We start from the raw sequence: 21,747 nt of genomic DNA, 5'->3' as shown, positions 1-21,747 counted from the left end.
AGGACAATTCATTGATGAGATCTATGACTTAAACGTGACAACGCTTTATATTATCGAGAATGATCCCCGTTGCCATTGCAACATTGAGCGACTCAGCTCCTCCAAAGGCTGGAATAGTAACCTTTTTACTAACATGAGCTGCTATTGAGTCACTGATCCCATGAGACTCGCTCCCCATTACCAGCACCGCATTGCGACTAAATTGGCATTGGTGAACACTTTCCCCCCCTAAAAAGGCCCCATAACAATCACCTTGGTATTGCTGTAAAAAGGCTTCGAGGTCAGCTCTTATTACGTTCACGCGTACAAACGATCCCATGGTGGCGCTAATCACTTTAGGGTTAAACTGATCGGCACAGTTTTCACTCACCACCACTTGTTTGAGCCCATACCAATCGGCTAGGCGAATAATAGTGCCTAAATTACCGGGGTCAGACACCCCATCAAGTGCTAATACCAAACCCGATGTATTAATCGCTTCCTCTTGAGGCATAGGTACAACGGCGATTGCTGCATTATTAGAGACCAAGGTGCTCACTTTACTCAGAACCGCTTCTTCAGCTTCAACGCACGCTACAGTAGCCAATTTATTGCTGTGTTTCGCTATAAATTCACTCGTCGCAAACACTTGCTCAACCGCCATGCCAGCATCAACCAATTCAATCACATTCTTTTCGCCTTGAACTAAGTACAAGCCATGTTGTTTGCGATATTTTTTTTGCCCTAAAGCACGAAGTAGTTTTTGTTGATTCTTGGAGATCATGTGCACCTCAAAAGTTGGATTGACCATTATACCTGTTCAGCATCAGATAAAAAGCGTTTCAGCGCAGCATAGAGCAGAGAAATTATGTTATCTTGTACCAAATAATACACAGGCTAAAAGAGGTTACCATGTCGCCTGAGCTAACGCTTATTTTACTCAACTTTGTTTTACTTTTTGTCGCGTATGTCATTGTCTATCCAAGGCTGCAAGATAAAAGTCTTGCGAATATCAGTAAACAAGATTTACTGGTTACCGCGGTTTCTTTAATAGTGTCTGGCAGTTTGTATTACGCAAAGGATGTCGAGTTTTCACTAGTGTTTTTTGAAGCGAACTGGGTGGTGTTTACGATTATCGTATTCAGTCTGATAGAGCTACCATTTGCGCTGTGGTTTAAACGCAGATACAAGATTAAATTTAAAGATTAGTAGATATAGAGAGGCGATAGCGCCTCTCTACTAGGAAATTATTCTGCCCGCTTTTCGCGACCAAGCAGCGCCATTGCAGCTTCTTTTACATCCTTTTGCTCATACAGCACTTGATATATCTGCTCTGTGATCGGCATTTCAATACCGGTACGTTTGGCAAGTAAATAAACTTCTTTGGTGTTGCGATAACCTTCAACCACTTGACCTATACTCGACATCGCTTCATCGACCGACTTCCCCGAACCAAGCGCTAAACCGAAGCGTCGATTGCGAGACTGATTGTCTGTGCAGGTTAAGATAAGATCTCCAAGCCCCGCCATGCCCATAAAGGTTTCAGAACGCGCACCTAGCGCACATCCCAACCGGCATAGCTCAGCAAGCCCTCGGGTGATTAGCGCTGTTCTTGCGTTCGCACCAAAGCCAAAGCCATCCGACATGCCAGCGCCTATCGCAATAACGTTTTTCACAGCACCACCTAGCTGGATCCCGATAAAATCTTCATTGCTGTATACTCTGAACGAGCGCCCACAATGAAGCATCTCGGCAAGCGCTTCACGGAATTTAGCACATACTGACGACACTGAAATAGCGGTCGGCAAGCCTGCTGCCATCTCTTTTGCGAAAGTCGGCCCGCTTAACACAGCAAGCGGCACATCATCACCAAGCACATCCAGCGCAACTTCTTGTAGTAAACGCCCCGTGTTCGGCTCTAAGCCTTTGGTTGCCCATGCTACTTTTGCATTGTCTAACAGCATAGGTTTAATTTTCTTCAACGTATCAGCGAAAGCATGGCTTGGTACAACCACCAAAATACATTCGCTAGATTTAACAGCCGTTTCTAAATCTGCCTCTAACTCAAGCGTTTTTGGAAACTGGATGTCAGGAAGATAACGTTGGTTTTTACGCTCAGCTGCTAGCGCCTCAACGTGTTCGCTATTGCGACCCCAAAGTGTCACTTGGTGACCATTTCGGGCAAAACAAATAGCAAGGGCGGTGCCATAAGACCCCGCCCCCAATACAGTTACAGCTGATTTTGCTGTGCTCATAGGTTATGCGTCAGCAGTTTGCTCAGGCTGTGCTTGAGCTGCACGTTGCTGCATGTACTGAGCAAATAATGCGTCAAAGTTAACTGGCGCTAGGTTTAACTGTGGGAAAGTACCACGGTTAACTAGGCTAGCTACCGCTTCGCGCGCATATGGGAATAGGATATTAGGGCAGAAAGCACCTAGCATATGTGCCATTTGCATCTCTTCAAGATCCGCAATCGCAAAAATACCTGCCTGTTGGATTTCGCATAAGAATGCAGTTTCTTCACCAATTGTTGCGGTTACGGTGAGTGCTAACACAACTTCAAATACATTATCATCAAGCTTGGCAGAACGCGTGTCCATGTCTAGCTTAACTTCTGGCGTCCACTCTTTTTGGAAGATAGCCGGCGAGTTTGGCGTTTCAAATGACACATCTTTAGTATAGATGCGTTGAATATTAAACTGTGCGCCTTCTTGTTGTTGTTCTGCTGCTTGGTTTTCTTCTGCCATGATTATTTCCTAAATTCTGTTGTGTTTCTGCTAATTCGCTAGCAGTCATTATTTAAAATTAAGTTGAGCAATCTATCGCTCATCAATCAAGCTTATGCTTGTAATAAGTTGTCGAGTTCGCCTTGCGCTTCAAGCGCCATCATATCGTCACACCCGCCAATGTGGCGTTCAGCGATAAAGATCTGTGGTACAGTGTGTCCACCATTCGCTTTTTCGATCATCTCGTCACGAAGTTCAGGCTGTGCGCCAATATCATACTCCGTGTATGTGACACCTTTTGCATCTAAAAGTGCTTTTGCACGATGACAAAATGGGCAATAGTCTTTGGTGTAGATCACGACTTGGCTCATCATATACCTCGATTATTTTCCGTTAGTGATTGGTAAACCCGCATTTTGCCATGCGCCAATACCACCAGATAATACGAACACTTGCTCGAATCCAGCTTTGTGCATGTTATCAGCCACAGCGGATGCCGTCATACCCGTATTACAGACCAATATAATGGGCTTTGATTTGTGTTTTTCAAGACCAGCAAAGTCTTTTTGCTTGAGTTTTTCAGCGCTCACTTGCTCCGAGCCCGCAATATGACCTTGATTAAACTCCTTTGCGGCACGCATGTCGACTACTTGGCCATCTTGGCGGTTTACCAACATAGTTAGCTGCTGAGGGTTTATTTGTCTAATTTTAGAAAATTTACTTTTGAACCAACTGTTCACTAGCATTAGGGCTAACACTACCCAAATAATGCTTAGTACCGGATGGTTACCTAAAAACGCAACGTATTGTTCCATTAATTTATCAACCAAAAGTTATCAAACCATAAAGTGGCAGCAAGTATACCCTCTTTATTCACGACAAAACAGACTTGTTCAATATGAGCAAATATCAATCAGGATATGGAATATTCATCGCCGTGGGGCTGAATATTCATACAAAAACAGGTATTCTACTGACAGCAACCAGAGCAGCTTATAAGAAGTACTGCAATTCAAGCCTTTACGATATGATTGCAGGCATTCAGCATAAGACATCAACATCGTGCCTAATTTAGGATTTCAGGAGCGCAAATGACAGCTAAGAAAAAGCCATTGGTATTAATGATTTTAGACGGTTGGGGCTATCGAGAAGAAAGCGAAAGCAATGCTATTTTAGCAGCAAACACCCCAATATTAGATGAACTTTGGCGCTCGGCTCCTCATACCCTTATTTCAGGGTCAGGCCTAGATGTTGGCCTGCCTGATGGTCAAATGGGTAACTCAGAAGTTGGCCACGTTAACCTTGGCGCAGGGCGAGTGGTCTACCAAGATTTTACCCGCATTACCAAAGCAATTGATGATGGTGAATTTGACCATAACCCTACACTTGTTGAGAATATCGACAAAGCAGTTTCACAAGGCAAAGCCGTTCACCTGATGGGACTATTAAGCCCAGGTGGTGTTCATAGTCACGAAGACCACATTGTTGCAGCGATAAAACTAGCAGCACAACGTGGCGCCACGGTATATTTACACGCATTTTTAGACGGCCGCGATACCCCACCACGCAGTGCGCAAGCTTCAATTGAGAAAATGGAAGCCTTAATGCAGTCGTTAAACTGTGGTCGACTCGCCTCCATTGTTGGCCGCTACTACGCTATGGACCGTGACAACCGTTGGGACCGCGTAGAGTCTGCGTACAACCTGATGGTAAGTGGTGAAGCAGAATTTACCTACCCTACAGGCGTTGAAGCGTTGCAAGCAGCCTACGCACGTGATGAGAATGATGAGTTTGTCAAAGCGTCTGTTATTGCTGCAGAGGGTGAACCAGCTGCAACTATTGATGACGGTGATACGGTTATTTTTATGAACTTCCGTGCCGACCGAGCCCGAGAAATGACCCGCGCCTTTGTAGATGCAAACTTTAGTGGCTTCGAAAAACGAAAAGCACCTAAGCTAAGCGGCTTTGTGATGATGACCGAATATGCTGCCGACATCAACGCCCCAATTGCTTTTGCACCTGAAGCCTTGGTTAACGTGTTAGGTGAGTGGCTCGCTAAGCATAACAAAACCCAACTTCGCATATCAGAAACTGAAAAATATGCACACGTTACCTTCTTCTTCAGTGGTGGTCGTGAAGATTTATTTGATGGAGAAAAGCGTGAACTGATCCCTTCTCCACAAGTTGCCACTTACGACTTGCAGCCGGAGATGAACTCAGAAATGCTAACTGATAAGTTAGTTGAAGCCATTCATAGCGGCGAATTCGACGTGATTATTTGTAACTATCCAAATGGTGATATGGTTGGACACTCAGGTGTATTTGAAGCTGCGGTAAAAGCATGTGAAGCCGTTGATAAGTGCATTGGTCGCGTAGTTGAGGCACTAAAAGAAAGCGGTGGTGAAGCTTTGATCACAGCAGACCACGGCAATGCAGAGCAAATGCAAAACCCAAAAACCGGTCAAGCACACACAGCACACACCAGTGAGCCAGTACCATTCATTTATGTTGGACGCGATGCTGAACCGCAAGCAGGAAAAGCGCTAAGCGATGTTGCCCCGACTATGCTACATTTACTTGGCATGGAGCAGCCTAGCGAAATGACAGGCACTCCAATAATGCGTTTAAAATAACGGCTTGTTTTTATGCCGCTAAAAACGACATTTTCCCATGCTGCACTACTCTGTGCAGCGCTACTCATGGTGACAGCTCCCGCTGTTGCCAATGAGTCACGCACTAAACAAGACTTAAGTGAAGTTCAACAACAGCTCAAAGCAAGCCAACAAGCCTTTGCAAAACAACGTAGCGAAATTAAATCTCAAGAAGCTAAGCTCAAAGCGTTTGAACTTGATATTGCAAAAAGTGCCAAAGCAGTCTCGCTGACTGAAGTCGGCATTAAAGAAAATAAAGTAGAACAAGCAGCGTTAAAAGAGCAAGAAAGTAATTTACTCAGCGATAAGAAGAAGTTTGAAAAACTACTGGCCGCGCAATTAAAAAGCGCCTACATGACCGGCTCACATGATTATTCGAGAATGCTACTTAATCAAGATCACGCAGCCAAACTAGAGCGCACCATTGCTTACTACGATTATTTAAACAAGGCCAGAATTGAGCAACTAGAACAGCTCAAAGTAATAAGCCAAGCACTTGCCGATACCCAAACAGAGCTAGCGCGCAGTCAGTCTCGTCTTGAAGCACTAAAGCGTCACCAAAGTGAGCGCCTTGAAGCCTTAAAGCAAGCTAAACAAGAACGTCAAAGTCAACTCGCCAGCCTGAATAATAAGCTCAAAGAGACCCGCTCAGCGATCGCTTATTTAAAGGAGAATGAGCAGACGCTAATCCAAACTCTAGAAGAGCTCGCAAAAGCACAACAAGAAGCTGAAATACGCTTAGATGGCTTGGCCAAGTTAAAAGGAAAAATGCGCTTGCCCACCAGAGGCAAGATCAAGCATCGATTTGGTCAAAGTAAGCATGCCGGTATGAACTGGAAAGGAGTGCTTATTGGCGCCAATGAAGGAGCCGAGATAGCCAGTGTTGCACCTGGGCAAGTAGTATACGCAGATTGGTTAAATGGCTTTGGTTGGGTCATCGTACTTGATCACGGCCATGGCTTTATGAGCCTGTATGGTCATGCCCAAACACTGCTTCACGATGTTGGCGATCAAGTTCGCAGTGGCGAAGTTATCGCTTTGGTTGGACAAAGCGGCGGACAAAGAGATCCTGGTCTATACTTTGAGATACGGCATAAGGGAAGCGCTGTCGATCCGATCAAATGGTGCAGATCCAGTTAACTGATTAACCCGTGCTGCACCTTAATGAGGAGCAGCACATGAATAGAAAAACCCGTTTTTACGCGCTTGCGGCTCGCTATGTTGCATTATTAAGCTTCCTGCTTTTATTAAGTTTTAGCGCCCTCAGCCAAGCGTCGGCACAAAAGTTTTCCGCTCAAGAAATCGATGAGATCCTATACCATATCCACACCTACTATGTTGAGGATGTGCCGCTTAGTCGATACAACGAGGAGAATTTAACCAGTCTATTTGATAATCTAGACCCCTATTCCAAATACTTAGATGAAGACGATTTAGAGGCCATCTTTAGCGCAGCAAACGGTCGCTATACAGGTCTTGGGATTGAGGTCGAAGAGCAAGATGATTACGTGGTTATCTTAGATACACTTCCCAACTCTCCCGCCGCGCTTGCAGGCATTGAGGGCGGTGATAAGCTCAAAGCAATTAACGGGGTGAACGTAACGGGCAACACCATAGCTGAGGTTTCCGCCTTACTAAAAGCCGCGAGTAAAAACCTGATCAAGCTAGTGGTACTAAGGAACGACGAGCCAGTTTCAATCGAATTAAAACGACAAGAAATTGTCATTGAAAGCGTTGCCAGCAAGCTATTTAATGACGGTACCGGTTTTTTGAGCGTTAATAGCTTTAATCACCACACCTACCACGATGTTGCTAGGCAAATCACTCACCTACAGATGCAGCTTGGTGAGCCACTTAAAAAGCTTGTCATCGACTTGCGAGATAACCCAGGTGGTACGTTAAACAGCGCTGTCGCGATTTCTGACTTATTTTTAGATAGTGGCACCATTGTCACAACCAAAGGCCGATTTTATGATGCCAATCAGGCATATATTGCAAAACGAGGCGATATTCTAAATGGTGCGCCAATTTTAGTTCTGATCAATAACAACTCAGCCTCTGCGGCAGAGATTTTAGCCGCGGCCTTAAAAGATAACAAACGTGCGCTAGTCATAGGATTGCGTTCATACGGTAAAGGCTCTGTGCAATCTCTTATTCCTATCGGAAATGGGACTACCGCATTAAAGTTAACAACGGCTAGGTATTATACGCCTGCCGGGACATCGATAGAGGGAACGGGTGTAGAGCCTGATGTATATTTCACCAAACAAGCGCTTTCCCTGCTCGATAAAAGCGCTATAATCACTGGTGAAGAATCAATCAAGACAACAGGTATTGAACAACTTGCGTCACATTGGCCTAAGGCTGTTGCGCTAGTTCAATCACAATAATGAAAAGCCGCCCAATGGGGCGGTAAACTATAATAATAAATTAGTGTGCTAATAAAAATTATCGGGTTCCTGCTGGCCTGTGTCGCATTTACTGTGCCAGCAAAACAATTTGCAATTGTGATTGATGACATAGGTAATCATCAACGCGATTTGGAATTACTCTCTCTTCCAGGTGGGGTCACTTTTTCGATTCTGCCTCACACTCCTTATTCTCAGCAGTTTGCCTTTGCTGCAAGCCGTCAACAACGCGAATTGCTACTCCACATTCCGATGCAGGCAAAAGATCCAGAAAAAGCATTAGGTCCCGGCGCTCTAACTTCAGAGATGGAAAAGTGGCAACTGCAAATGACACTGGGTAATGCATTATCGACCCTGCCCCAAGTAAAAGGCGTAAATAACCACATGGGCTCCGCATTAACCGAACAAATCGAGCCAATGAAATGGACCATGGAAATACTAAAAAAGCGTAGCCTGTATTTTTTGGATAGCCGCACCACCAGCCAGAGTCAAGCACAGCACGCAGCGAATCTGTATGGCGTGAAAAACATCGCACGGCAAGTCTTTTTGGACAATGATGTATCGGAAGCCGCGCTCAATAAACAGTGGCAATATATGCTCCAGCTACTTGAAAACCATGAGCAGGTTATTATTATTGCTCACCCGTATCCAGAAACGGCCGCCTTTCTCGCGCGTAAGCTTGCAGAGGTTGGCAGTAAAAATGCGCAGCTCGTGCCCGTTTCTCAGTTGGTAGAACAAAAATATGTCAGGCTTGCCGAGATAGCCGAACAACACGCGATTTCAGGACAATTAAGACTTCAAGAATAAAGGCGAACAATGGTTATCATCAGAGCGTTTCAAAGCGGTGAAGAAGCCGTGTTACACAAACTTATGTTTGACACAATACGCTCGGTAAACATACAGCACTACTCCAATAACCAAGTCAAAGCATGGGCGCATAGCGACATTGCCGATGAAAGCTGGCAGCAGCGATTAAGGAATAACCAGCCGCTTGTCGCTGTGCTAAAAGGTAAAGTTGTTGGCTTTGCCGATCTCCAAGCTAACGGCCTTATTGATCACTTTTTTTGCCATACAGAGCATCAAGGCCAAGGCATAGGGAAAGCACTTATGCTCGCTCTCTTAGCACAAAGCAAAACACGCAATACAACACGGTTATTTTCTCATGTTAGTAAAACGGCTAAACCTTTCTTCGAGCATTTTGGTTTCCAAGTGGTAAAAGAACAGCAGGTGAATGTTCGTGGCGAAACGTTAACTAATTACCTGATGGAAAGAGTTATGCCTACCCGTTAGTAAGCATAGAGGCTATCTTCCCTAATCAATAGGTGCAAACTGTGTTGGTAAGGCACTAAATTGCAATGGGGGATTTTGCTTCATCCACTTTTTCTTATTAGGGATTTGGATCTTAAACTCGTCATCCGTAACAAACTTTTGGGTTTTGCCTTTTACATCCACAAACTGAATGGATGCCGGTTCGGTAAAAGTAAACTCTAGCTCATCAAAGCTCGGGGCAAGCCAAGACAAGCCACCAGCCATTAGATCAACAAAAGCGTCCATATCCTCTAAAAGGATAAACAAATCGCGATACATAACCTGCTGCTTAGTCAGTGGCGCAATATCCGTATTAACCATAATTGCAACGGCGTCTTTTTCTTGATTGATCACTAAGCTAACTTTATCTGCGCGTGACTGCGGTAGAATTGGTAAATCAATATTGCCATCTTTGTCTATGATACCATTGGCAATGGTTTTGCCATCTTGCTCCAACCAAAGTTTCACATCCTCTAGTTTGATATCGGGCTGCTTCACTTCCACGGTAAATTTAGACAAGATATATTGCGACTGCGCTTTGTTGGCAATTAAATCTAGAATTTGATTAATCTCGCCATATTCAACACTTCGCTCTGCTGCGAAAACCGAATTGCAAAGCAAGCTCGCAACAGCCCCTAATATCAGTAATTTTTTCATTGGGTTACCCTCTTGATTGTTATTTCAATGAGAGGTACATAACGAGAAATAGTTCAAAACTTGATCTCAATTCCATACATTAAAGTCGAATCAAGCTAAACTCAGTAATAAGACTGTGTAGTGAAAAGGAGTAACCGATGACTCAAACTGTAGCTGATTTAATGACACCAGATCCCTTTGCCGTTAGTGCTGAAAATACCTTACAAGATGCACATAATTTGATGAAGGAGAAGAACGTTCGTCACATTCCAGTTATTGATGAAAGTGGCACTTTGGTTGGTATGTTGACGCAGAAGATAATGATTGCCAAGGTCATGGGAATTATGGCGACCTATGGTGCTAATGCACTAGCCCGTAAAGAAAAACAAACTAAAGTACTAGATATAATGGCAACGGATTTTGCGAGTGTACAACCAGAGCAATCATTGCATGATGTAGTACGCTTCTTTGTTGATAATCGCCATGGCTGTATGCCTGTTGTGGACGAGCAAAATAAACTAGTAGGCATACTCACTTCATCAGATTTTGTTCGCCTTGCAGCGGCGCTCTTGTCTTAGCATGACGGGACTGCAGGCAAGTTACTCGTGACAAGTAAGCAATACCACGGTCTATTCCACAAGCAGTGAAATAAACCGTGGTTCAACATGATTACGCTTTTTCTTGTAATGTTCTAGCGACAGTTCTCATGCCTAATGTGGTTGCACCTGCAGACCATTGTCCGCCAGCACTGTTTTGAAACGATGCGGCTAAATCAATGTGCACCCAACCTTGCCCCTCGTTCGGTACAAAGCGAGATAAGAAACCAGCAGCATTAGAAGCGCCACCAAAGCCTCCGCCCTTCTGCGCACGGCTATTAGCAGTATCGGCGTAAGGAGATGGACAACTATTTTGGTGCCATTTTTCAAGTGGTAATGGCCACGCAGCCTCAAACTCTTCGCTCGCATACTGTTGAACATCGCTTACCAGCGCTTTGTCTAATCCGAATAGCGCATTGTATTCTTGACCTACAGCAACCAGCGCAGCGCCCGTCAGCGTAGCGGCATCAATGATTAGCTCAGCGCCAGATTCACCGGCAGCCATGAGGCCGTCAGCCAGTACCAAACGTCCTTCGGCATCGGTGTTAACGATTTCAACGGTTGTTCCATTCTTATACGTAAGAATATCGCCTAGCTTGTATGCATGACCTGAGATCAGGTTTTCTGCACAACATAAGAATAGTTTTACTCGACGGTCAAAACCGCGCTGGATAGCCAAAGCTAACCCTGCTGTTACCGTTGCTGCACCACCCATATCGCACTTCATCGTGAGCATACCTTCGCTTGGCTTAATCGAGTAGCCGCCTGAATCAAAAGTGATCCCTTTACCAACAAGCGCTGCACTCACTGGTGCATCGTCATTGCCGGTTGGGTTGTAATCCAGTTCAAGCAAAACAGGAGGACGCTCACTACCGCGACCAACTTCATGGATACCGATCCATTGCTGCTCTAATAGCGCATCGCCTTTAATGATTTGGTAACTAACATGTTCCGGCGCTAAAGACTGAATGAATTCAGCCGCTTTACCCGCAAGGCTCTCTGGGTAGATATCTTCAGCGGTGCCATTGATCATTTGACGCATCCAAGTGGCTGATGACTGCAATGCAGCAAGCTCTTTCAGGTCTGATTGGTCATTATCAACAAAAACCACGCCATCTAGAGCTTTAGGTGAGACAAACCCCTGATAAAACGCCCATTGAGACTCAGTACACCACAAGTCACCTTCAAGATGTACCTGCTTAATCCCTTGCTGAGCGATGCTACGAGCCGCTTTTTGAATATTCTTTAGCGTCTCATCTTGCTGTAAATGAATTAAAGCACCGTCCTTTTCAAACGACAGTGCCGCACCAGCTGATAAATACTCCGGTTTTGCATCTTCACTCAGTCGTACAATAAATTTCTCTGACATTCTCTTCTTTCACTCTTGTGCTTGTAAGTGTGGTTAAGTGTACACTAGCCGTTAAATACACCCAACCTAAAGCGACCAATGAAGTTTTCTAGTCAACTACAGCCAGCCACACTGCAAAAGCGATACAAGCGCTTTCTCGTTGATTTACGCGCTCCTAATGGCGATGAATTCACAGTTCACTGCGCAAATACAGGAAGAATGACGCATTGCGCAGACCCTGGGTTTACCGCCTATTACTCAAGTAGTAACAACCCAAAACGTAAATACAAACACTCTTTGGAACTGACGCAAAATCCCCATGGGCACTTTATTTGTGTTAATACGGCAATGGCCAATAAAGTTTCAGTTGAAGCAATTGAAGCAGGGAAGATCTCTCAACTACAGGGCTATCGAACTTTGCAAACTGAGGTGAAATATGGCGCTGAAAATAGCCGTATCGATATTTTATTAAGCGACCCTATTGATAGTGAAGCCCAGCAACTTTGCTATGTTGAAGTGAAATCAGTCACCTTGCTGGAGCAGCAACAAGGCTTTTTTCCAGATGCTGAAACCGTAAGAGGCCAAAAGCACCTGCGCGAGTTAATCCATATAAAACAACAAGGCCACCGTGCGGTACTTTTGTTTGCCGCACTTCATACCGGGATTAACAGCGTCAAGCCAGCTCAACATATTGATAAAAAGTATGCAGAACTCATAAAAGAAGCAATCACTCATGGCGTAGAAATCATGGCGTATAAGGCACATATTGACGACCAGCAAATTCAATTAATTGAACAAATCCCCTTTGATTACGCTTGACTTTTTTTTTGCCGCCCCCATATAGCCGGGATAGTTTTCTCCCCCAAATGGTTGAACTTTGAAAAAAGTAGCTGACATTTGCAGTAAAAAAGTGTTTGCTAAGGGGTAAAGATTTTGCTATTTATACCCGCCGGCGAAAGCTGGGGTTATGTATTAAGGATTTAGGAGAATGGTATGCCAGACCAGAAAAAACTAGGGTTATTGGCTCAAGCCGGTGTAGAACCTTATCAAGAAAAGCCAGGCGAAGAATACATGAATGAAGCACAACGTGCTCATTTCAAAGCAATATTAGAAGCATGGCGTTCCGATCTTCGTAATGAAGTTGATCGTACTAAAACACACATGCAAGATGAAGCGGCAAACTTTCCTGATCCTGTGGACCGTGCAGCGCAAGAAGAAGAGTTTTCTCTTGAACTGCGTACTCGCGACCGCGAGCGTAAGCTAATCAAGAAAATTGAGAAAACACTTCAACTTATTGAAGATGACGATTTTGGTTTTTGCGAATCATGCGGTATTGAAATCGGCATTCGTCGCCTAGAAGCGCGACCTACTGCTGATTTATGTGTAGATTGTAAATCTCTCGCAGAAATTAAAGAAAAACAACAAGGCCGAGGATAACCTCAGCCCTGTGTCCCCAAGCTTAAAGCAATCTGGGAGCTATCGCGGTCGATTTGCTCCCTCGCCTTCTGGATCGCTTCACTTCGGCTCTTTAGTCGCTGCATTGAGTAGCTACTTAGACGCTAAAGTTAATCAAGGCCAGTGGTTAGTTCGTATCGAAGATATAGATACGCCGCGAGTGGTTGCCGGTGCTGCTGATGAGATATTAGCAACGCTTGAAGCATACGGCCTGTATTGGGATGAAGACATTGTCTATCAGTCTCAGCGGCATGCTCTATACCAAGCCTATCTAGATAAGTTAACTTCAGACTCGCTCGTATATGCCTGCCAGTGTACTAGAAAGCAAATTAAAGCAATGGGAGGGTTTTATAACAATCATTGCCGAGCCCTAACACTAAGTTGGCATGAAAATGCTTTGCGTCTACAGCAGCACTGCCCTGTTACTGAGTTTAATGATGCAATACAAGGCGCTGTTGTTATCCCCCATGCGATTGCCCATGAAGATTACATCGTTAAACGCCGAGATGGCTTGTTTGCTTATCAATTAGTGGTTGTGGTTGACGACATTGAGCAGCAAATCAATCATATCGTAAGAGGAGCCGACCTCTTAGCTCCTACCGCTAGACAGATTAGTTTATTCCAACAACTCGAGCAATCACCACCAAGATATGCGCATGTGCCGCTAGCTGTTGCTGAACCAGGGTTTAAACTCTCCAAACAAAATCATGCACCGGCCATTGATACGCGTAATCCATTGCCTACACTGCATGCTGCACTGCGTTATTTAAATGTGCCTGTTGGTTCAGTGCATGATTATTCAGATATCGAGTCTTTACTGGCCCATGCCATCAGTGTTTTTACCCTTGATTGCGTTCCTAAAGTTCAAGAAATTCAACTAGACTCTCTAGAAAATGGCGACTTTGCTTTTCGACCACTGTTTTCAAGTACTTCAATTTAGTCTCATTTGAGTATATGATAGCGAGCCTTAAATGCGACCTGTTTTAAGACAAAAGCAGTGCTCCACAACGACTAAAATAGAAAACTTGATTGCTCAGGAGACGAGTTATTATTTCCAAGCTTGTAAATTTTTGCCGCCAGTTCGTAACTGGAAAAGGCGATGAGACGGTGAAAAAGGCCAGCCCGACACCTGCGATTATTCCTCGTAGCGAGCATGGTATATCTCGTAAACAATTTAGCCCTAACGCTATCAAGGTACTCTATCGCTTAAAAGACGGTGGTTATGATGCCTACTTAGTTGGTGGCTGTATCCGCGATATTATGCTCGGGATTGAGCCAAAAGACTTTGATGTAGTGACAAACGCCACGCCAGAGCAGATCAAAAAGCTCTTTCGCAACTGTCGTTTAATTGGTCGTCGTTTTCGTCTTGCACATATCGTGTTCGGTCGAGAGGTCATTGAGGTGGCAACCATGCGCGGTCATCATCAAAGCGATGACTCCTGCGCTACTACCAGCCAAGCAAGCGAGCATGGGCAGCTGTTGCGCGACAATGTCTATGGCAGCATCGAAGAAGATGCTGAGCGCCGAGACTTCACCATTAACGCCCTGTATTACTCAATCAATGATTTTACATTGAGAGATTTTGCTGGTGGTGTTGAAGATATCAAGGCGCGAAAAATTGAGCTGATTGGCGATCCAGAAACTCGCTACCGCGAAGATCCTGTGCGGATGCTACGTGCTATTCGTTTTGCAACCAAACTAGATATGGAAATAGCGCCTCAAACACGCGCGCCCATTAAAGCCCTGTCACCGCTACTTGGTCATATTCCAGCTGCAAGACTATTCGAAGAAACACTTAAGTTATTTTTGAATGGCAAAGCCGAAGAAAACTTTCTTCAGATGCGAGAATACGGTCTGTTTTCTCAGCTTTTCCCTGCTCTTGATAAAATTTTATCTCGGCCCGAAAGTGAGTTTGAGCGTCGCTTTATTCAGCAAATGTTTGCCAATACCGACAGCCGCATTAACGCAAATAAAAAAGTAACCCCAGCCTTTATTTATGCAGCCCTTTTATGGTTCCCAATTTTGGAAAAGAGCCAAGCTTTGGCCGCAGATGGCATGAACGAATACGACGCATTTATGCAAGCCATTAATCATGTACTTGCTGAAAACGCTAAACACGTCGCCGTACCTAAGCGCTTCACTCTTGGTGCACGCGATATTTGGCACATTCAACAACGTCTAGATAAGCGTTCTGGTCAACGTGCTTACCGCTTAAGCCTACAGCCTAGGTTTAAAGCTGCGTATGACTTCTTGTTATTACGCGTTGAAAGTGGCGAGCAAGATCAATCTGAACTTGCAGCTTGGTGGACAGACTACCTAAAAAGTGATGTCAACGGCCAAAAAGAAATGGTCCGTAACTTAGGTAATCAAGGCAAACCAAAGCGTCGTCCAAGACGAAAACCGAAAAGAAAGCCAAAAGAAGATTAAATGAATATTGCGTACATTGGATTGGGTGCAAACCTATCCGAGCCGATGGCACAGTTACAGCGAGCACTAAAAGTGCTCGCCTCACATCCAGCGCTATCCGTTGTCAAACACTCTAGCTTGTATGGCTCAAAGCCGATGGGGCCGCAAGATCAACCAGACTATGTAAATGCGGTAGCTAAGTTGGAAACTCCATTAGCAGCTGCGTCCTTGCTTGACGTATTACAGCAGATTGAACTTGAGCATGGCCGAGTGCGGAAATCAGAACGCTGGGGACCACGTACACTCGATTTAGATATTCTGCTTTTCAATGACGAGACGATAACGAGTGAACGACTGGTAGTGCCGCATTATGGCCTAAAAGAACGAGAGTTTGTCGTCTATCCATTGTTAGAAATTGCGCCAACACTTGAGCTGCCAGATGGCACTGCACTTGAGTCTGTGGCACAACAGTTACCACTTAACGGACTAACCATCCTAAATTAAACCAATTCAAGGGGTGCACCATGGCAAAAACTTCCGTATCTACACTTGCCAAAATGAAGCGTGAAGGAACAAAAATAACTGCCCTCACCGCATACGACGCAAGTTTTGCAAAGTTATTTTACGACAATGGCGTTGACGTCATTTTGGTCGGTGACTCTCTGGGAATGGTTTTGCAAGGCGGTGAAGACACACTGGCCGTCACTGTTGATGATATCGCTTACCATACCCGCTGCGTAAGAGCTGGCAGTAAAGCACTGTTTGTTATCGCCGATATGCCTTTTATGAGCTATTCAGACCCTCAGTCTGCTTGTGAGAACGCGGCAAAACTAATGCGCTCTGGTGCAAATATGGTGAAACTAGAAGGAGGTGAGTGGCTCTACGACAGCATAGAAAAGCTCACGCAGCAGGGCATTCCTGTATGCGGCCATTTAGGGTTAACTCCCCAGTCTGTCCATGTCTTTGGTGGCTTTAAAATTCAAGGCCGTGAGGAAGCACAAGCCCAAAAAATGATTGATGATGCCCAAGCACTAGAGCGTGCAGGCGCTCAAATGATAGTGATCGAGTGTGTGCCCTCTACTTTGGCAAAACGTATCACTGATGCGGTGTCAATTCCAGTTATTGGTATTGGTGCAGGTAAAGAAACCGATGGTCAAATTCTAGTGATGCATGACCTTGTGGGCATTTCTGCCGGCTACATCCCGAAATTCTCAAAGAACTTCCTCCTTGAGACAGGCAACATGGTCGATGCCGTGAAAAAGTTTTGTACAGACGTGAAATCAGGTGATTTCCCAGCGGCAGAACACGAATTTAATTAAATTTGCGCTAAGCGATGCTTATCGCTGAGTCCGGTTCAAAGGATTTGTTTGGATCGGTATTGTTATTATTGAGTTAGAGTACAACATGCAATCAGTTACTGAGATAAAGTCGCTTCGAAGCCAAATAAAGGCGTGGCGTCAGCAAGGGTTGAGTATCGCTTTTGTACCAACGATGGGCAACCTTCATCGTGGACACTTCTCCTTAGTTGAAAAAGCAAAAACATTGGCCGATAAAGTCGTTGTTAGTATCTTTGTCAATCCTATGCAGTTTGGTGCCAACGAAGATCTAGATAGCTATCCTCGCACCCTAGAGCAGGATAAACAAGGACTTGCGGAACTAGAAACCGATATTGTATTTACGCCCACGGTCGATACTATTTATCCCAGCGGCCTCGATGCACAAAGCTTTGTTGATGTACCAGGTGTGTCTGAAGGCCACTGTGGCGGTACACGTCCAGGGCACTTTCGCGGGGTTGCAACTGTAGTGACTAAGTTGTTCAACTTAGTGCAGCCAGATTTTGCTTGTTTTGGTGAAAAAGACTTCCAGCAACTGCAAGTGATTAAAACCATGGTCAAAGACCTGTCGATCCCTGTCGAAGTGATTGGTGTACCAACCCAAAGAGAAGTCTCTGGTCTGGCGATGAGCTCGCGCAATGGCTATTTGTCTGAGTCAGAGAAAGACACTGCTAAAGTACTTTTTCAAGCTCTTAAGGAAGCGGCGAAGACATTGGAGAATGGTGAAAAAGATTTTGTTCAGATCACAAAAAATGCAACAGAAATGCTGCATCATGCAGGACTAACATTAGACTATTTTAATATTTGTCAAAAAGACACCCTGAAACCTGCTACACTCGAAGATGATCAGTTAGTTATTCTTGCAGCTGCTTTTCTTGGCAAGGTCAGGCTAATAGATAATATTCAAGTCACGATTTAAGGACTAATAATGAAAACTGCGTTCGCTTTGTTGATACTATCTTGTGCACTACTGGGGTGTAGCAATTCTATTTCGCCAGAGCTAAACCAATGTGCTCAACAGAATTATCAATGTGAACGCAGCTGTGAAATGCAAAATACACCAGAGACAATGTCATTACAGATCTGTACTGATAAATGTATCGAGCAGCACAATTCTTGCAAGATCCAAGCTGAGAAGGTGACCCAGAGCAAACGATAGTTTGCCCTTCTCCAGCCCTATTTATACTAGTAAAACTAGCGATTATTCGTTCAAATTCAACCACTTTCTTTTTTAGCAATCATTTTTTATTCGCAAAAGCGTAATAATTTGCGATACAATAAACTGGTCGGATGAGATGGATGTAGCACTGATACTGGTTCAACGGGTGCTTCCTGTTATGTCAAAGCAATAATGCATAATGCCTAACTCCCACTTAGTAACTTGTTATTTCTAGTTTTTATTCTACTCTCTAAGACAAAAGTAATACTAATCATGCACTTTTTATAAGCCTTAGTGCTTAGTGTTGCTAATACGACTCTTTGCAAAGAAAACGGGGATCAATATGAACAAGTCAGCAATTGCATTAGCGATAGCGCTGGGGACAATCAGTTTTAACAGTGCCGCTGAAATTAGAATTAACGGTTTTGCTTCCATCATTGGCGGTCAGACTCTAGATAGTGATGATACGCTGTACGGCTACGACAATGACTTTGATATGGAAAATCGTAGTTTATTCGCTTTACAGCTTGCCGCAGATTTACAAGAGAACCTTAGTGCGACTGCGCAAATTGTTGGTCGAGGCCAAAACGACTTTGACGCTGAATTCGAATGGGCGTACTTAACTTACACGATTTCTGATTCATCACAGATCAGTGCAGGTAAGATGCGTATTCCATTTTATCGCTACTCTGACTTTTTAGATGTTGGTTATGCCTACCGTTGGGTTAAGCCACCTCAATCTGTTTATAACCTTAGCTTCAGTACATACAACGGCTTAAGCTATCTTCACAACTCAACATTAGGCGAGTGGGAAAGCAGCTTACAGCTCGCTGTTGGTAGTGTAGATGACGACATTGTTGCTATTACCTATTCTGATGAAGCAGAACTAAATAATACCGTTGGTGCTAACTGGACCCTTAGTAAAGATTGGTTTAGCGCTCGAGTAGCGTACTTTGCAACCGAAGCAACTATCAGTGCAGCTAACAGTCCTCAACTATCAGGCTTGTTAGCCGGCCTCACAGGGTATGGACTTACACAACAGGCCGATGATCTTGCCATTGACAAAGACGATGCCTATTTTGCAGCCTTCGGTGTTTCTATTGACTATAACGATATACTATTTGACGCTGAATATACTCAATTTGAAGTGGATAACAGTATCCTTGCAAAGCAACAACAATATTATGCATCTCTGGGCTACCGCTTGGATGAATGGACGCTACACCTCACCTATGAACACAATGAAGACAAAAACGAGAGCGGCGAGTTTAATTCTGTGCCGCTGACTATTACAGCTCAAAACGGAGCTGTAATTCCGGTCACCAGCAACCAAAGCGACCCAAATGCACCTTATCTCAGAACGTTGGTCAATGGTGCCCTTGCGAACGCTCGAGCAGAGTCTGAAACGTGGAGCATAGGCGCTCGTTATGACTTTCATCCATCAGCAGCATTTAAGGTTGAACTCAACCAATTTGATAACACGCTAACAAACCAAAAGGTTGAGCTGTTAAGTTTTGGTGTCGACTTAGTATTCTAATAGGGAGTAATCATGTTTAAAAAGATCCTAACAATTGGACTACTGTTAAGCAGCCATATCGCACTAGCCGATATTGCCGTTATTGTTAACCCAGCTAATGGCTCTGCGGTTGATGATAATACGATCAAAAAACTGTTCTTAGGTAAAAGTAAATCGTTTGCCGATGGCCGTGGCGCCACACCAGTAAACCAAGATGGTAACGCGGTATTTGACGAATTTAATGACAAGGTTATTGGTAAGTCGAGCTCACAGCTCAATGCCCATTGGTCTAAATTAGTGTTCACCGGAAAAGGAACCCCACCGAAAAAACTAGACAGCGACCAAGCAGTGATTGATTTTGTTGCAAGTAATGCCGACGCTATAGGCTATGTGGACGCAAGTAAGGTCACTGACTCAGTCAAGGTGATAGGTAAGTACTAATTGTCCTGAACTAGGCATGACAACTCGTTCTCTAGTAGCTGTTATATTAATTATATTCGAGCATGACTAAAAACAGCCACGCATTGTGGCTGTTTTTGTTTGTCATAAATAAAGCACCAGCTTACTAGACTCTAAATTTGGACGTCGCATCTTTTAGATTATCCGACAACACATGTAAGCTCTCCGCAACATCCTGCACTTCATTCAGTGCCTGCATAGTATCTTGGAAAGACTGGTGCATAGAGGTAACGTTATTCACAACCATCGCAGCCACAGAGGTTTGCTCCTCCGTTGCCGCCGCAATCTGACCATTCATACTATTAATAGACAAAATCTGCTCTGCGATTTGTTCAATTGAGAGGCCTGTTTGTGCTGCTGCTTCGGCATTGTTGATAGCCATGCTACTTGCACTAGTCATGGCTTTAACAGCCTGATTTGCCGCTTCGGTTAGCACATTAAGCAGCTCTCTAATTTCATTGGTAGATTTGGCAGTACGAGAGGCTAACTCGCGAACCTCATCAGCAACGACAGCAAAACCTCGCCCTTGCTCCCCCGCTCGAGCCGCTTCAATTGCAGCGTTTAGAGCGAGTAAGTTAGTCTGTTCTGCAATAGATGTAATAACGTTCAGGATCTGTGTAACGTTTTGCGTATCATCCGCTAGCTTATTAATTGTCTCAGCAGCATGATTAATTTCTTCACTGAGCGCTTGAGACTCGTTTACAGAAACTTGAATTTGACGTTTACTCTGCTCAACTTCTTGTTCAGCTAGCTGTGCAGCATCTGATGCCTGCGATGCGGAATGCGAAATGTCACCAACGCTCAAACGCATTTCTTCCATTGACTGGCGTACCACTTCGGCGTCATGGGTTTGCTGATTAGTCGCCCCCTCAGCTTTCTCCATTCCAGTAATCAATCGGCTTGAGTTTTTCATTAATGGCTCTACAACACTCATTACCTCTACCACAGCACCTTTGAGTAATGCCACAAATTCGTTGAAGTTAATAGAGACCTGACCAATTTCATCACGAGAACGAACATTTAAGGTTGTAGAAAGTGACCCTTGCCCTTGCGCTAGTAGTTTTAAGTTTTGTGCTGCATCTTTGGCAGAGTTACCGATTCCCCTTGCTATCATTACGGCCAAAAACACCAAGACCAGCAGTGAAATCACCGCAACTATCAGCATAATAGTTAGGGCGTTGGATGAGCGGGCTTCAGTATTTTGTAATAACTCCAAAAAGCGATCGTTGGCGTTTGTTTTAGCCTGTGTAAAATCCTGTACCAACCCCTCATAGATTTCTGTTTTTCTTTTAGCATCTTCTTGAATACGTGAAAAATCAGCCGTACCGTCTATCATTCCACCCGCTATCTGGTGGGCAATATTGGTATATTGCGTAAGTTCATCACTATTACGAGATGACATAAAGCCATTTTGTACCGCATCAATCTTTTCTAGGTTCGCTTGGATTTGTTGTTGATACTCTTTTGCTTTATCCAGCAGTTCAGCATCACCAAAAGTCACAGCTTGGGTGAACAGCTCATCTAAGTTTTGCAGTTTATTGGCATTTTCAGTAGTGAGATTAAGAATTTTATAAGTCTGTTGCTCAAGCTCGTTTAGTGCCCGTTGGTTGGAGCTAATTGCATTATAATTAACAAACACGATGACTACAAAAGCAACAACCGCAACGAACGTAATGGCATGGATCTTTTTTGTGATACTAAGATCAGCAAAAGCAGTACCTAGACTCATATATACACCTTTTGAAGTAAGACGAGTTCATTATCGA

At 44.3% G+C, this 21,747-nt stretch carries 25 protein-coding genes; 17 read left to right on the top strand and 8 right to left on the bottom strand.

What is annotated here, in order from left to right; all coding sequences use genetic code 11:
- Positions 1 to 28: 28 nt before the first annotated feature.
- Positions 29 to 763 carry a TrmH family RNA methyltransferase gene (locus tag CEX98_RS20920; protein ID WP_172439818.1) on the bottom strand — a complete coding sequence of 245 codons (735 nt, stop codon included), beginning with the start codon at positions 761 to 763 and terminating at the stop codon, positions 29 to 31.
- 128 nt (positions 764 to 891) lie between these two features.
- Here CEX98_RS20920 and CEX98_RS20915 point away from each other — a divergent pair, with 128 nt between their 5' ends.
- On the top strand, positions 892 to 1,188 hold the full coding sequence (locus CEX98_RS20915; RefSeq protein ID WP_099643928.1) for a hypothetical protein: 297 nt from the start codon (positions 892 to 894) through the stop codon (positions 1,186 to 1,188).
- Positions 1,189 to 1,226: 38 nt separating this feature from the next.
- Here the strand turns inward: CEX98_RS20915 and gpsA are convergent, their stop codons facing one another.
- The 4 genes from gpsA to CEX98_RS20895 form a co-directional block, all read right to left on the bottom strand.
- Positions 1,227 to 2,234: an NAD(P)H-dependent glycerol-3-phosphate dehydrogenase gene (gene gpsA / locus CEX98_RS20910; RefSeq protein ID WP_099643927.1), complete on the bottom strand. Its 1,008-nt coding sequence runs from the start codon at positions 2,232 to 2,234 to the stop codon at positions 1,227 to 1,229.
- Between the two features lie 3 nt (positions 2,235 to 2,237).
- Entirely contained in the window at positions 2,238 to 2,726 is a 489-nt protein-coding gene (gene secB / locus CEX98_RS20905; RefSeq protein WP_099643926.1) for a protein-export chaperone SecB, read from the bottom strand.
- Between the two features lie 92 nt (positions 2,727 to 2,818).
- Positions 2,819 to 3,076 (bottom strand): glutaredoxin 3, encoded by a 258-nt coding sequence (grxC, locus tag CEX98_RS20900; RefSeq protein ID WP_172439820.1) that lies wholly within the window; start codon positions 3,074 to 3,076, stop codon positions 2,819 to 2,821.
- A 12-nt stretch (positions 3,077 to 3,088) separates the two neighbouring features.
- Positions 3,089 to 3,520, bottom strand: coding sequence for a rhodanese-like domain-containing protein (locus CEX98_RS20895; RefSeq protein ID WP_099643924.1), 432 nt, complete (start codon positions 3,518 to 3,520; stop codon positions 3,089 to 3,091).
- Positions 3,521 to 3,796: 276 nt separating this feature from the next.
- Here CEX98_RS20895 and gpmM point away from each other — a divergent pair, with 276 nt between their 5' ends.
- The 5 genes from gpmM to CEX98_RS20870 are packed head-to-tail and all read left to right on the top strand — an operon-like array spanning position 3,797 to position 9,054.
- Entirely contained in the window at positions 3,797 to 5,338 is a 1,542-nt protein-coding gene (gene gpmM, locus CEX98_RS20890; protein ID WP_099643923.1) for a 2,3-bisphosphoglycerate-independent phosphoglycerate mutase, read from the top strand.
- A gap of 12 nt (positions 5,339 to 5,350) precedes the next feature.
- Complete coding sequence (locus tag CEX98_RS20885; RefSeq protein WP_099643922.1) at positions 5,351 to 6,496, top strand: murein hydrolase activator EnvC family protein; 1,146 nt, start codon at positions 5,351 to 5,353, stop codon at positions 6,494 to 6,496.
- Positions 6,497 to 6,534: 38 nt separating this feature from the next.
- Entirely contained in the window at positions 6,535 to 7,746 is a 1,212-nt protein-coding gene (locus CEX98_RS20880; RefSeq protein WP_099643921.1) for a S41 family peptidase, read from the top strand.
- Positions 7,747 to 7,785: 39 nt separating this feature from the next.
- The gene (locus CEX98_RS20875) at positions 7,786 to 8,571 is read left to right on the top strand and encodes a divergent polysaccharide deacetylase family protein (RefSeq protein ID WP_431520168.1); all 786 of its coding nucleotides are present in this window, start codon (positions 7,786 to 7,788) and stop codon (positions 8,569 to 8,571) included.
- A 9-nt stretch (positions 8,572 to 8,580) separates the two neighbouring features.
- Positions 8,581 to 9,054 carry a GNAT family N-acetyltransferase gene (locus CEX98_RS20870; RefSeq protein ID WP_099643920.1) on the top strand — a complete coding sequence of 158 codons (474 nt, stop codon included), beginning with the start codon at positions 8,581 to 8,583 and terminating at the stop codon, positions 9,052 to 9,054.
- Positions 9,055 to 9,075: 21 nt separating this feature from the next.
- Here CEX98_RS20870 and CEX98_RS20865 read toward each other — a convergent pair whose 3' ends face one another.
- The gene (locus CEX98_RS20865) at positions 9,076 to 9,729 is read right to left on the bottom strand and encodes a DUF2987 domain-containing protein (protein WP_099643919.1); all 654 of its coding nucleotides are present in this window, start codon (positions 9,727 to 9,729) and stop codon (positions 9,076 to 9,078) included.
- Positions 9,730 to 9,866: 137 nt separating this feature from the next.
- Between CEX98_RS20865 and CEX98_RS20860 the strand changes: the two genes are divergently transcribed.
- Positions 9,867 to 10,286, top strand: a complete 420-nt coding sequence (locus tag CEX98_RS20860; protein ID WP_099643918.1) for a CBS domain-containing protein — start codon at positions 9,867 to 9,869, stop codon at positions 10,284 to 10,286.
- A gap of 91 nt (positions 10,287 to 10,377) precedes the next feature.
- Here CEX98_RS20860 and pepB read toward each other — a convergent pair whose 3' ends face one another.
- A complete protein-coding gene (pepB, locus tag CEX98_RS20855) occupies positions 10,378 to 11,673 on the bottom strand; it encodes an aminopeptidase PepB (RefSeq protein WP_099643917.1) in 1,296 nt (431 codons plus the stop codon).
- A gap of 78 nt (positions 11,674 to 11,751) precedes the next feature.
- On the opposite strand from pepB, the gene sfsA reads away from it, so the two are divergent.
- From sfsA to CEX98_RS20805, 10 genes are all read left to right on the top strand, one after another.
- Positions 11,752 to 12,471, top strand: a complete 720-nt coding sequence (gene sfsA, locus CEX98_RS20850) for a DNA/RNA nuclease SfsA (RefSeq protein ID WP_099643916.1) — start codon at positions 11,752 to 11,754, stop codon at positions 12,469 to 12,471.
- A gap of 174 nt (positions 12,472 to 12,645) precedes the next feature.
- Positions 12,646 to 13,089, top strand: coding sequence for an RNA polymerase-binding protein DksA (gene dksA, locus CEX98_RS20845; protein WP_099643915.1), 444 nt, complete (start codon positions 12,646 to 12,648; stop codon positions 13,087 to 13,089).
- 10 nt (positions 13,090 to 13,099) lie between these two features.
- On the top strand, positions 13,100 to 14,047 hold the full coding sequence (gene gluQRS, locus CEX98_RS20840; protein ID WP_099643914.1) for a tRNA glutamyl-Q(34) synthetase GluQRS: 948 nt from the start codon (positions 13,100 to 13,102) through the stop codon (positions 14,045 to 14,047).
- Positions 14,048 to 14,214: 167 nt separating this feature from the next.
- Positions 14,215 to 15,534, top strand: a complete 1,320-nt coding sequence (pcnB, locus tag CEX98_RS20835; RefSeq protein ID WP_242441779.1) for a polynucleotide adenylyltransferase PcnB — start codon at positions 14,215 to 14,217, stop codon at positions 15,532 to 15,534.
- A complete protein-coding gene (gene folK, locus CEX98_RS20830; RefSeq protein ID WP_099643913.1) occupies positions 15,535 to 16,017 on the top strand; it encodes a 2-amino-4-hydroxy-6-hydroxymethyldihydropteridine diphosphokinase in 483 nt (160 codons plus the stop codon).
- A 20-nt stretch (positions 16,018 to 16,037) separates the two neighbouring features.
- Positions 16,038 to 16,832 (top strand): 3-methyl-2-oxobutanoate hydroxymethyltransferase, encoded by a 795-nt coding sequence (panB, locus tag CEX98_RS20825; protein ID WP_099643912.1) that lies wholly within the window; start codon positions 16,038 to 16,040, stop codon positions 16,830 to 16,832.
- Positions 16,833 to 16,917: 85 nt separating this feature from the next.
- Complete coding sequence (gene panC / locus CEX98_RS20820) at positions 16,918 to 17,766, top strand: pantoate--beta-alanine ligase (RefSeq protein WP_099643911.1); 849 nt, start codon at positions 16,918 to 16,920, stop codon at positions 17,764 to 17,766.
- 9 nt (positions 17,767 to 17,775) lie between these two features.
- Positions 17,776 to 18,006 (top strand): hypothetical protein, encoded by a 231-nt coding sequence (locus tag CEX98_RS20815; RefSeq protein ID WP_099643910.1) that lies wholly within the window; start codon positions 17,776 to 17,778, stop codon positions 18,004 to 18,006.
- 343 nt (positions 18,007 to 18,349) lie between these two features.
- Positions 18,350 to 19,543 carry a porin gene (locus tag CEX98_RS20810; RefSeq protein WP_099643909.1) on the top strand — a complete coding sequence of 398 codons (1,194 nt, stop codon included), beginning with the start codon at positions 18,350 to 18,352 and terminating at the stop codon, positions 19,541 to 19,543.
- 12 nt (positions 19,544 to 19,555) lie between these two features.
- Positions 19,556 to 19,963: a phosphate ABC transporter substrate-binding protein gene (locus CEX98_RS20805; RefSeq protein WP_099643908.1), complete on the top strand. Its 408-nt coding sequence runs from the start codon at positions 19,556 to 19,558 to the stop codon at positions 19,961 to 19,963.
- 124 nt (positions 19,964 to 20,087) lie between these two features.
- On the opposite strand, the gene CEX98_RS20800 is transcribed toward CEX98_RS20805, so the two are convergent.
- Positions 20,088 to 21,710, bottom strand: a complete 1,623-nt coding sequence (locus CEX98_RS20800) for a methyl-accepting chemotaxis protein (protein ID WP_099643907.1) — start codon at positions 21,708 to 21,710, stop codon at positions 20,088 to 20,090.
- Positions 21,711 to 21,747: the final 37 nt, after the last annotated feature.

Origin of the sequence: Pseudoalteromonas piscicida (assembly GCF_002744175.1) — a bacterium.
In the GTDB taxonomy this organism is placed as follows: domain Bacteria; phylum Pseudomonadota; class Gammaproteobacteria; order Enterobacterales; family Alteromonadaceae; genus Pseudoalteromonas; species Pseudoalteromonas piscicida_B.
This window is presented reverse-complemented; position numbering and strand designations above follow the sequence as displayed.

Bases quoted from the DNA above. Each gene is read 5' to 3' on its own strand.
- CEX98_RS20920 (WP_172439818.1), bottom strand. From the start codon at position 763: ATGATCTCCAAGAATCAACAAAAACTACTTCGTGCTTTAGGGCAAAAA.
- CEX98_RS20915 (WP_099643928.1), top strand. From the start codon at position 892: ATGTCGCCTGAGCTAACGCTTATTTTACTCAACTTTGTTTTACTTTTT.
- gpsA (WP_099643927.1), bottom strand. From the start codon at position 2,234: ATGAGCACAGCAAAATCAGCTGTAACTGTATTGGGGGCGGGGTCTTAT.
- secB (WP_099643926.1), bottom strand. From the start codon at position 2,726: ATGGCAGAAGAAAACCAAGCAGCAGAACAACAACAAGAAGGCGCACAG.
- grxC (WP_172439820.1), bottom strand. From the start codon at position 3,076: ATGAGCCAAGTCGTGATCTACACCAAAGACTATTGCCCATTTTGTCAT.
- CEX98_RS20895 (WP_099643924.1), bottom strand. From the start codon at position 3,520: ATGGAACAATACGTTGCGTTTTTAGGTAACCATCCGGTACTAAGCATT.
- gpmM (WP_099643923.1), top strand. From the start codon at position 3,797: ATGACAGCTAAGAAAAAGCCATTGGTATTAATGATTTTAGACGGTTGG.
- CEX98_RS20885 (WP_099643922.1), top strand. From the start codon at position 5,351: ATGCCGCTAAAAACGACATTTTCCCATGCTGCACTACTCTGTGCAGCG.
- CEX98_RS20880 (WP_099643921.1), top strand. From the start codon at position 6,535: ATGAATAGAAAAACCCGTTTTTACGCGCTTGCGGCTCGCTATGTTGCA.
- CEX98_RS20870 (WP_099643920.1), top strand. From the start codon at position 8,581: ATGGTTATCATCAGAGCGTTTCAAAGCGGTGAAGAAGCCGTGTTACAC.
- CEX98_RS20865 (WP_099643919.1), bottom strand. From the start codon at position 9,729: ATGAAAAAATTACTGATATTAGGGGCTGTTGCGAGCTTGCTTTGCAAT.
- CEX98_RS20860 (WP_099643918.1), top strand. From the start codon at position 9,867: ATGACTCAAACTGTAGCTGATTTAATGACACCAGATCCCTTTGCCGTT.
- pepB (WP_099643917.1), bottom strand. From the start codon at position 11,673: ATGTCAGAGAAATTTATTGTACGACTGAGTGAAGATGCAAAACCGGAG.
- sfsA (WP_099643916.1), top strand. From the start codon at position 11,752: ATGAAGTTTTCTAGTCAACTACAGCCAGCCACACTGCAAAAGCGATAC.
- dksA (WP_099643915.1), top strand. From the start codon at position 12,646: ATGCCAGACCAGAAAAAACTAGGGTTATTGGCTCAAGCCGGTGTAGAA.
- folK (WP_099643913.1), top strand. From the start codon at position 15,535: ATGAATATTGCGTACATTGGATTGGGTGCAAACCTATCCGAGCCGATG.
- panB (WP_099643912.1), top strand. From the start codon at position 16,038: ATGGCAAAAACTTCCGTATCTACACTTGCCAAAATGAAGCGTGAAGGA.
- panC (WP_099643911.1), top strand. From the start codon at position 16,918: ATGCAATCAGTTACTGAGATAAAGTCGCTTCGAAGCCAAATAAAGGCG.
- CEX98_RS20815 (WP_099643910.1), top strand. From the start codon at position 17,776: ATGAAAACTGCGTTCGCTTTGTTGATACTATCTTGTGCACTACTGGGG.
- CEX98_RS20810 (WP_099643909.1), top strand. From the start codon at position 18,350: ATGAACAAGTCAGCAATTGCATTAGCGATAGCGCTGGGGACAATCAGT.
- CEX98_RS20805 (WP_099643908.1), top strand. From the start codon at position 19,556: ATGTTTAAAAAGATCCTAACAATTGGACTACTGTTAAGCAGCCATATC.
- CEX98_RS20800 (WP_099643907.1), bottom strand. From the start codon at position 21,710: ATGAGTCTAGGTACTGCTTTTGCTGATCTTAGTATCACAAAAAAGATC.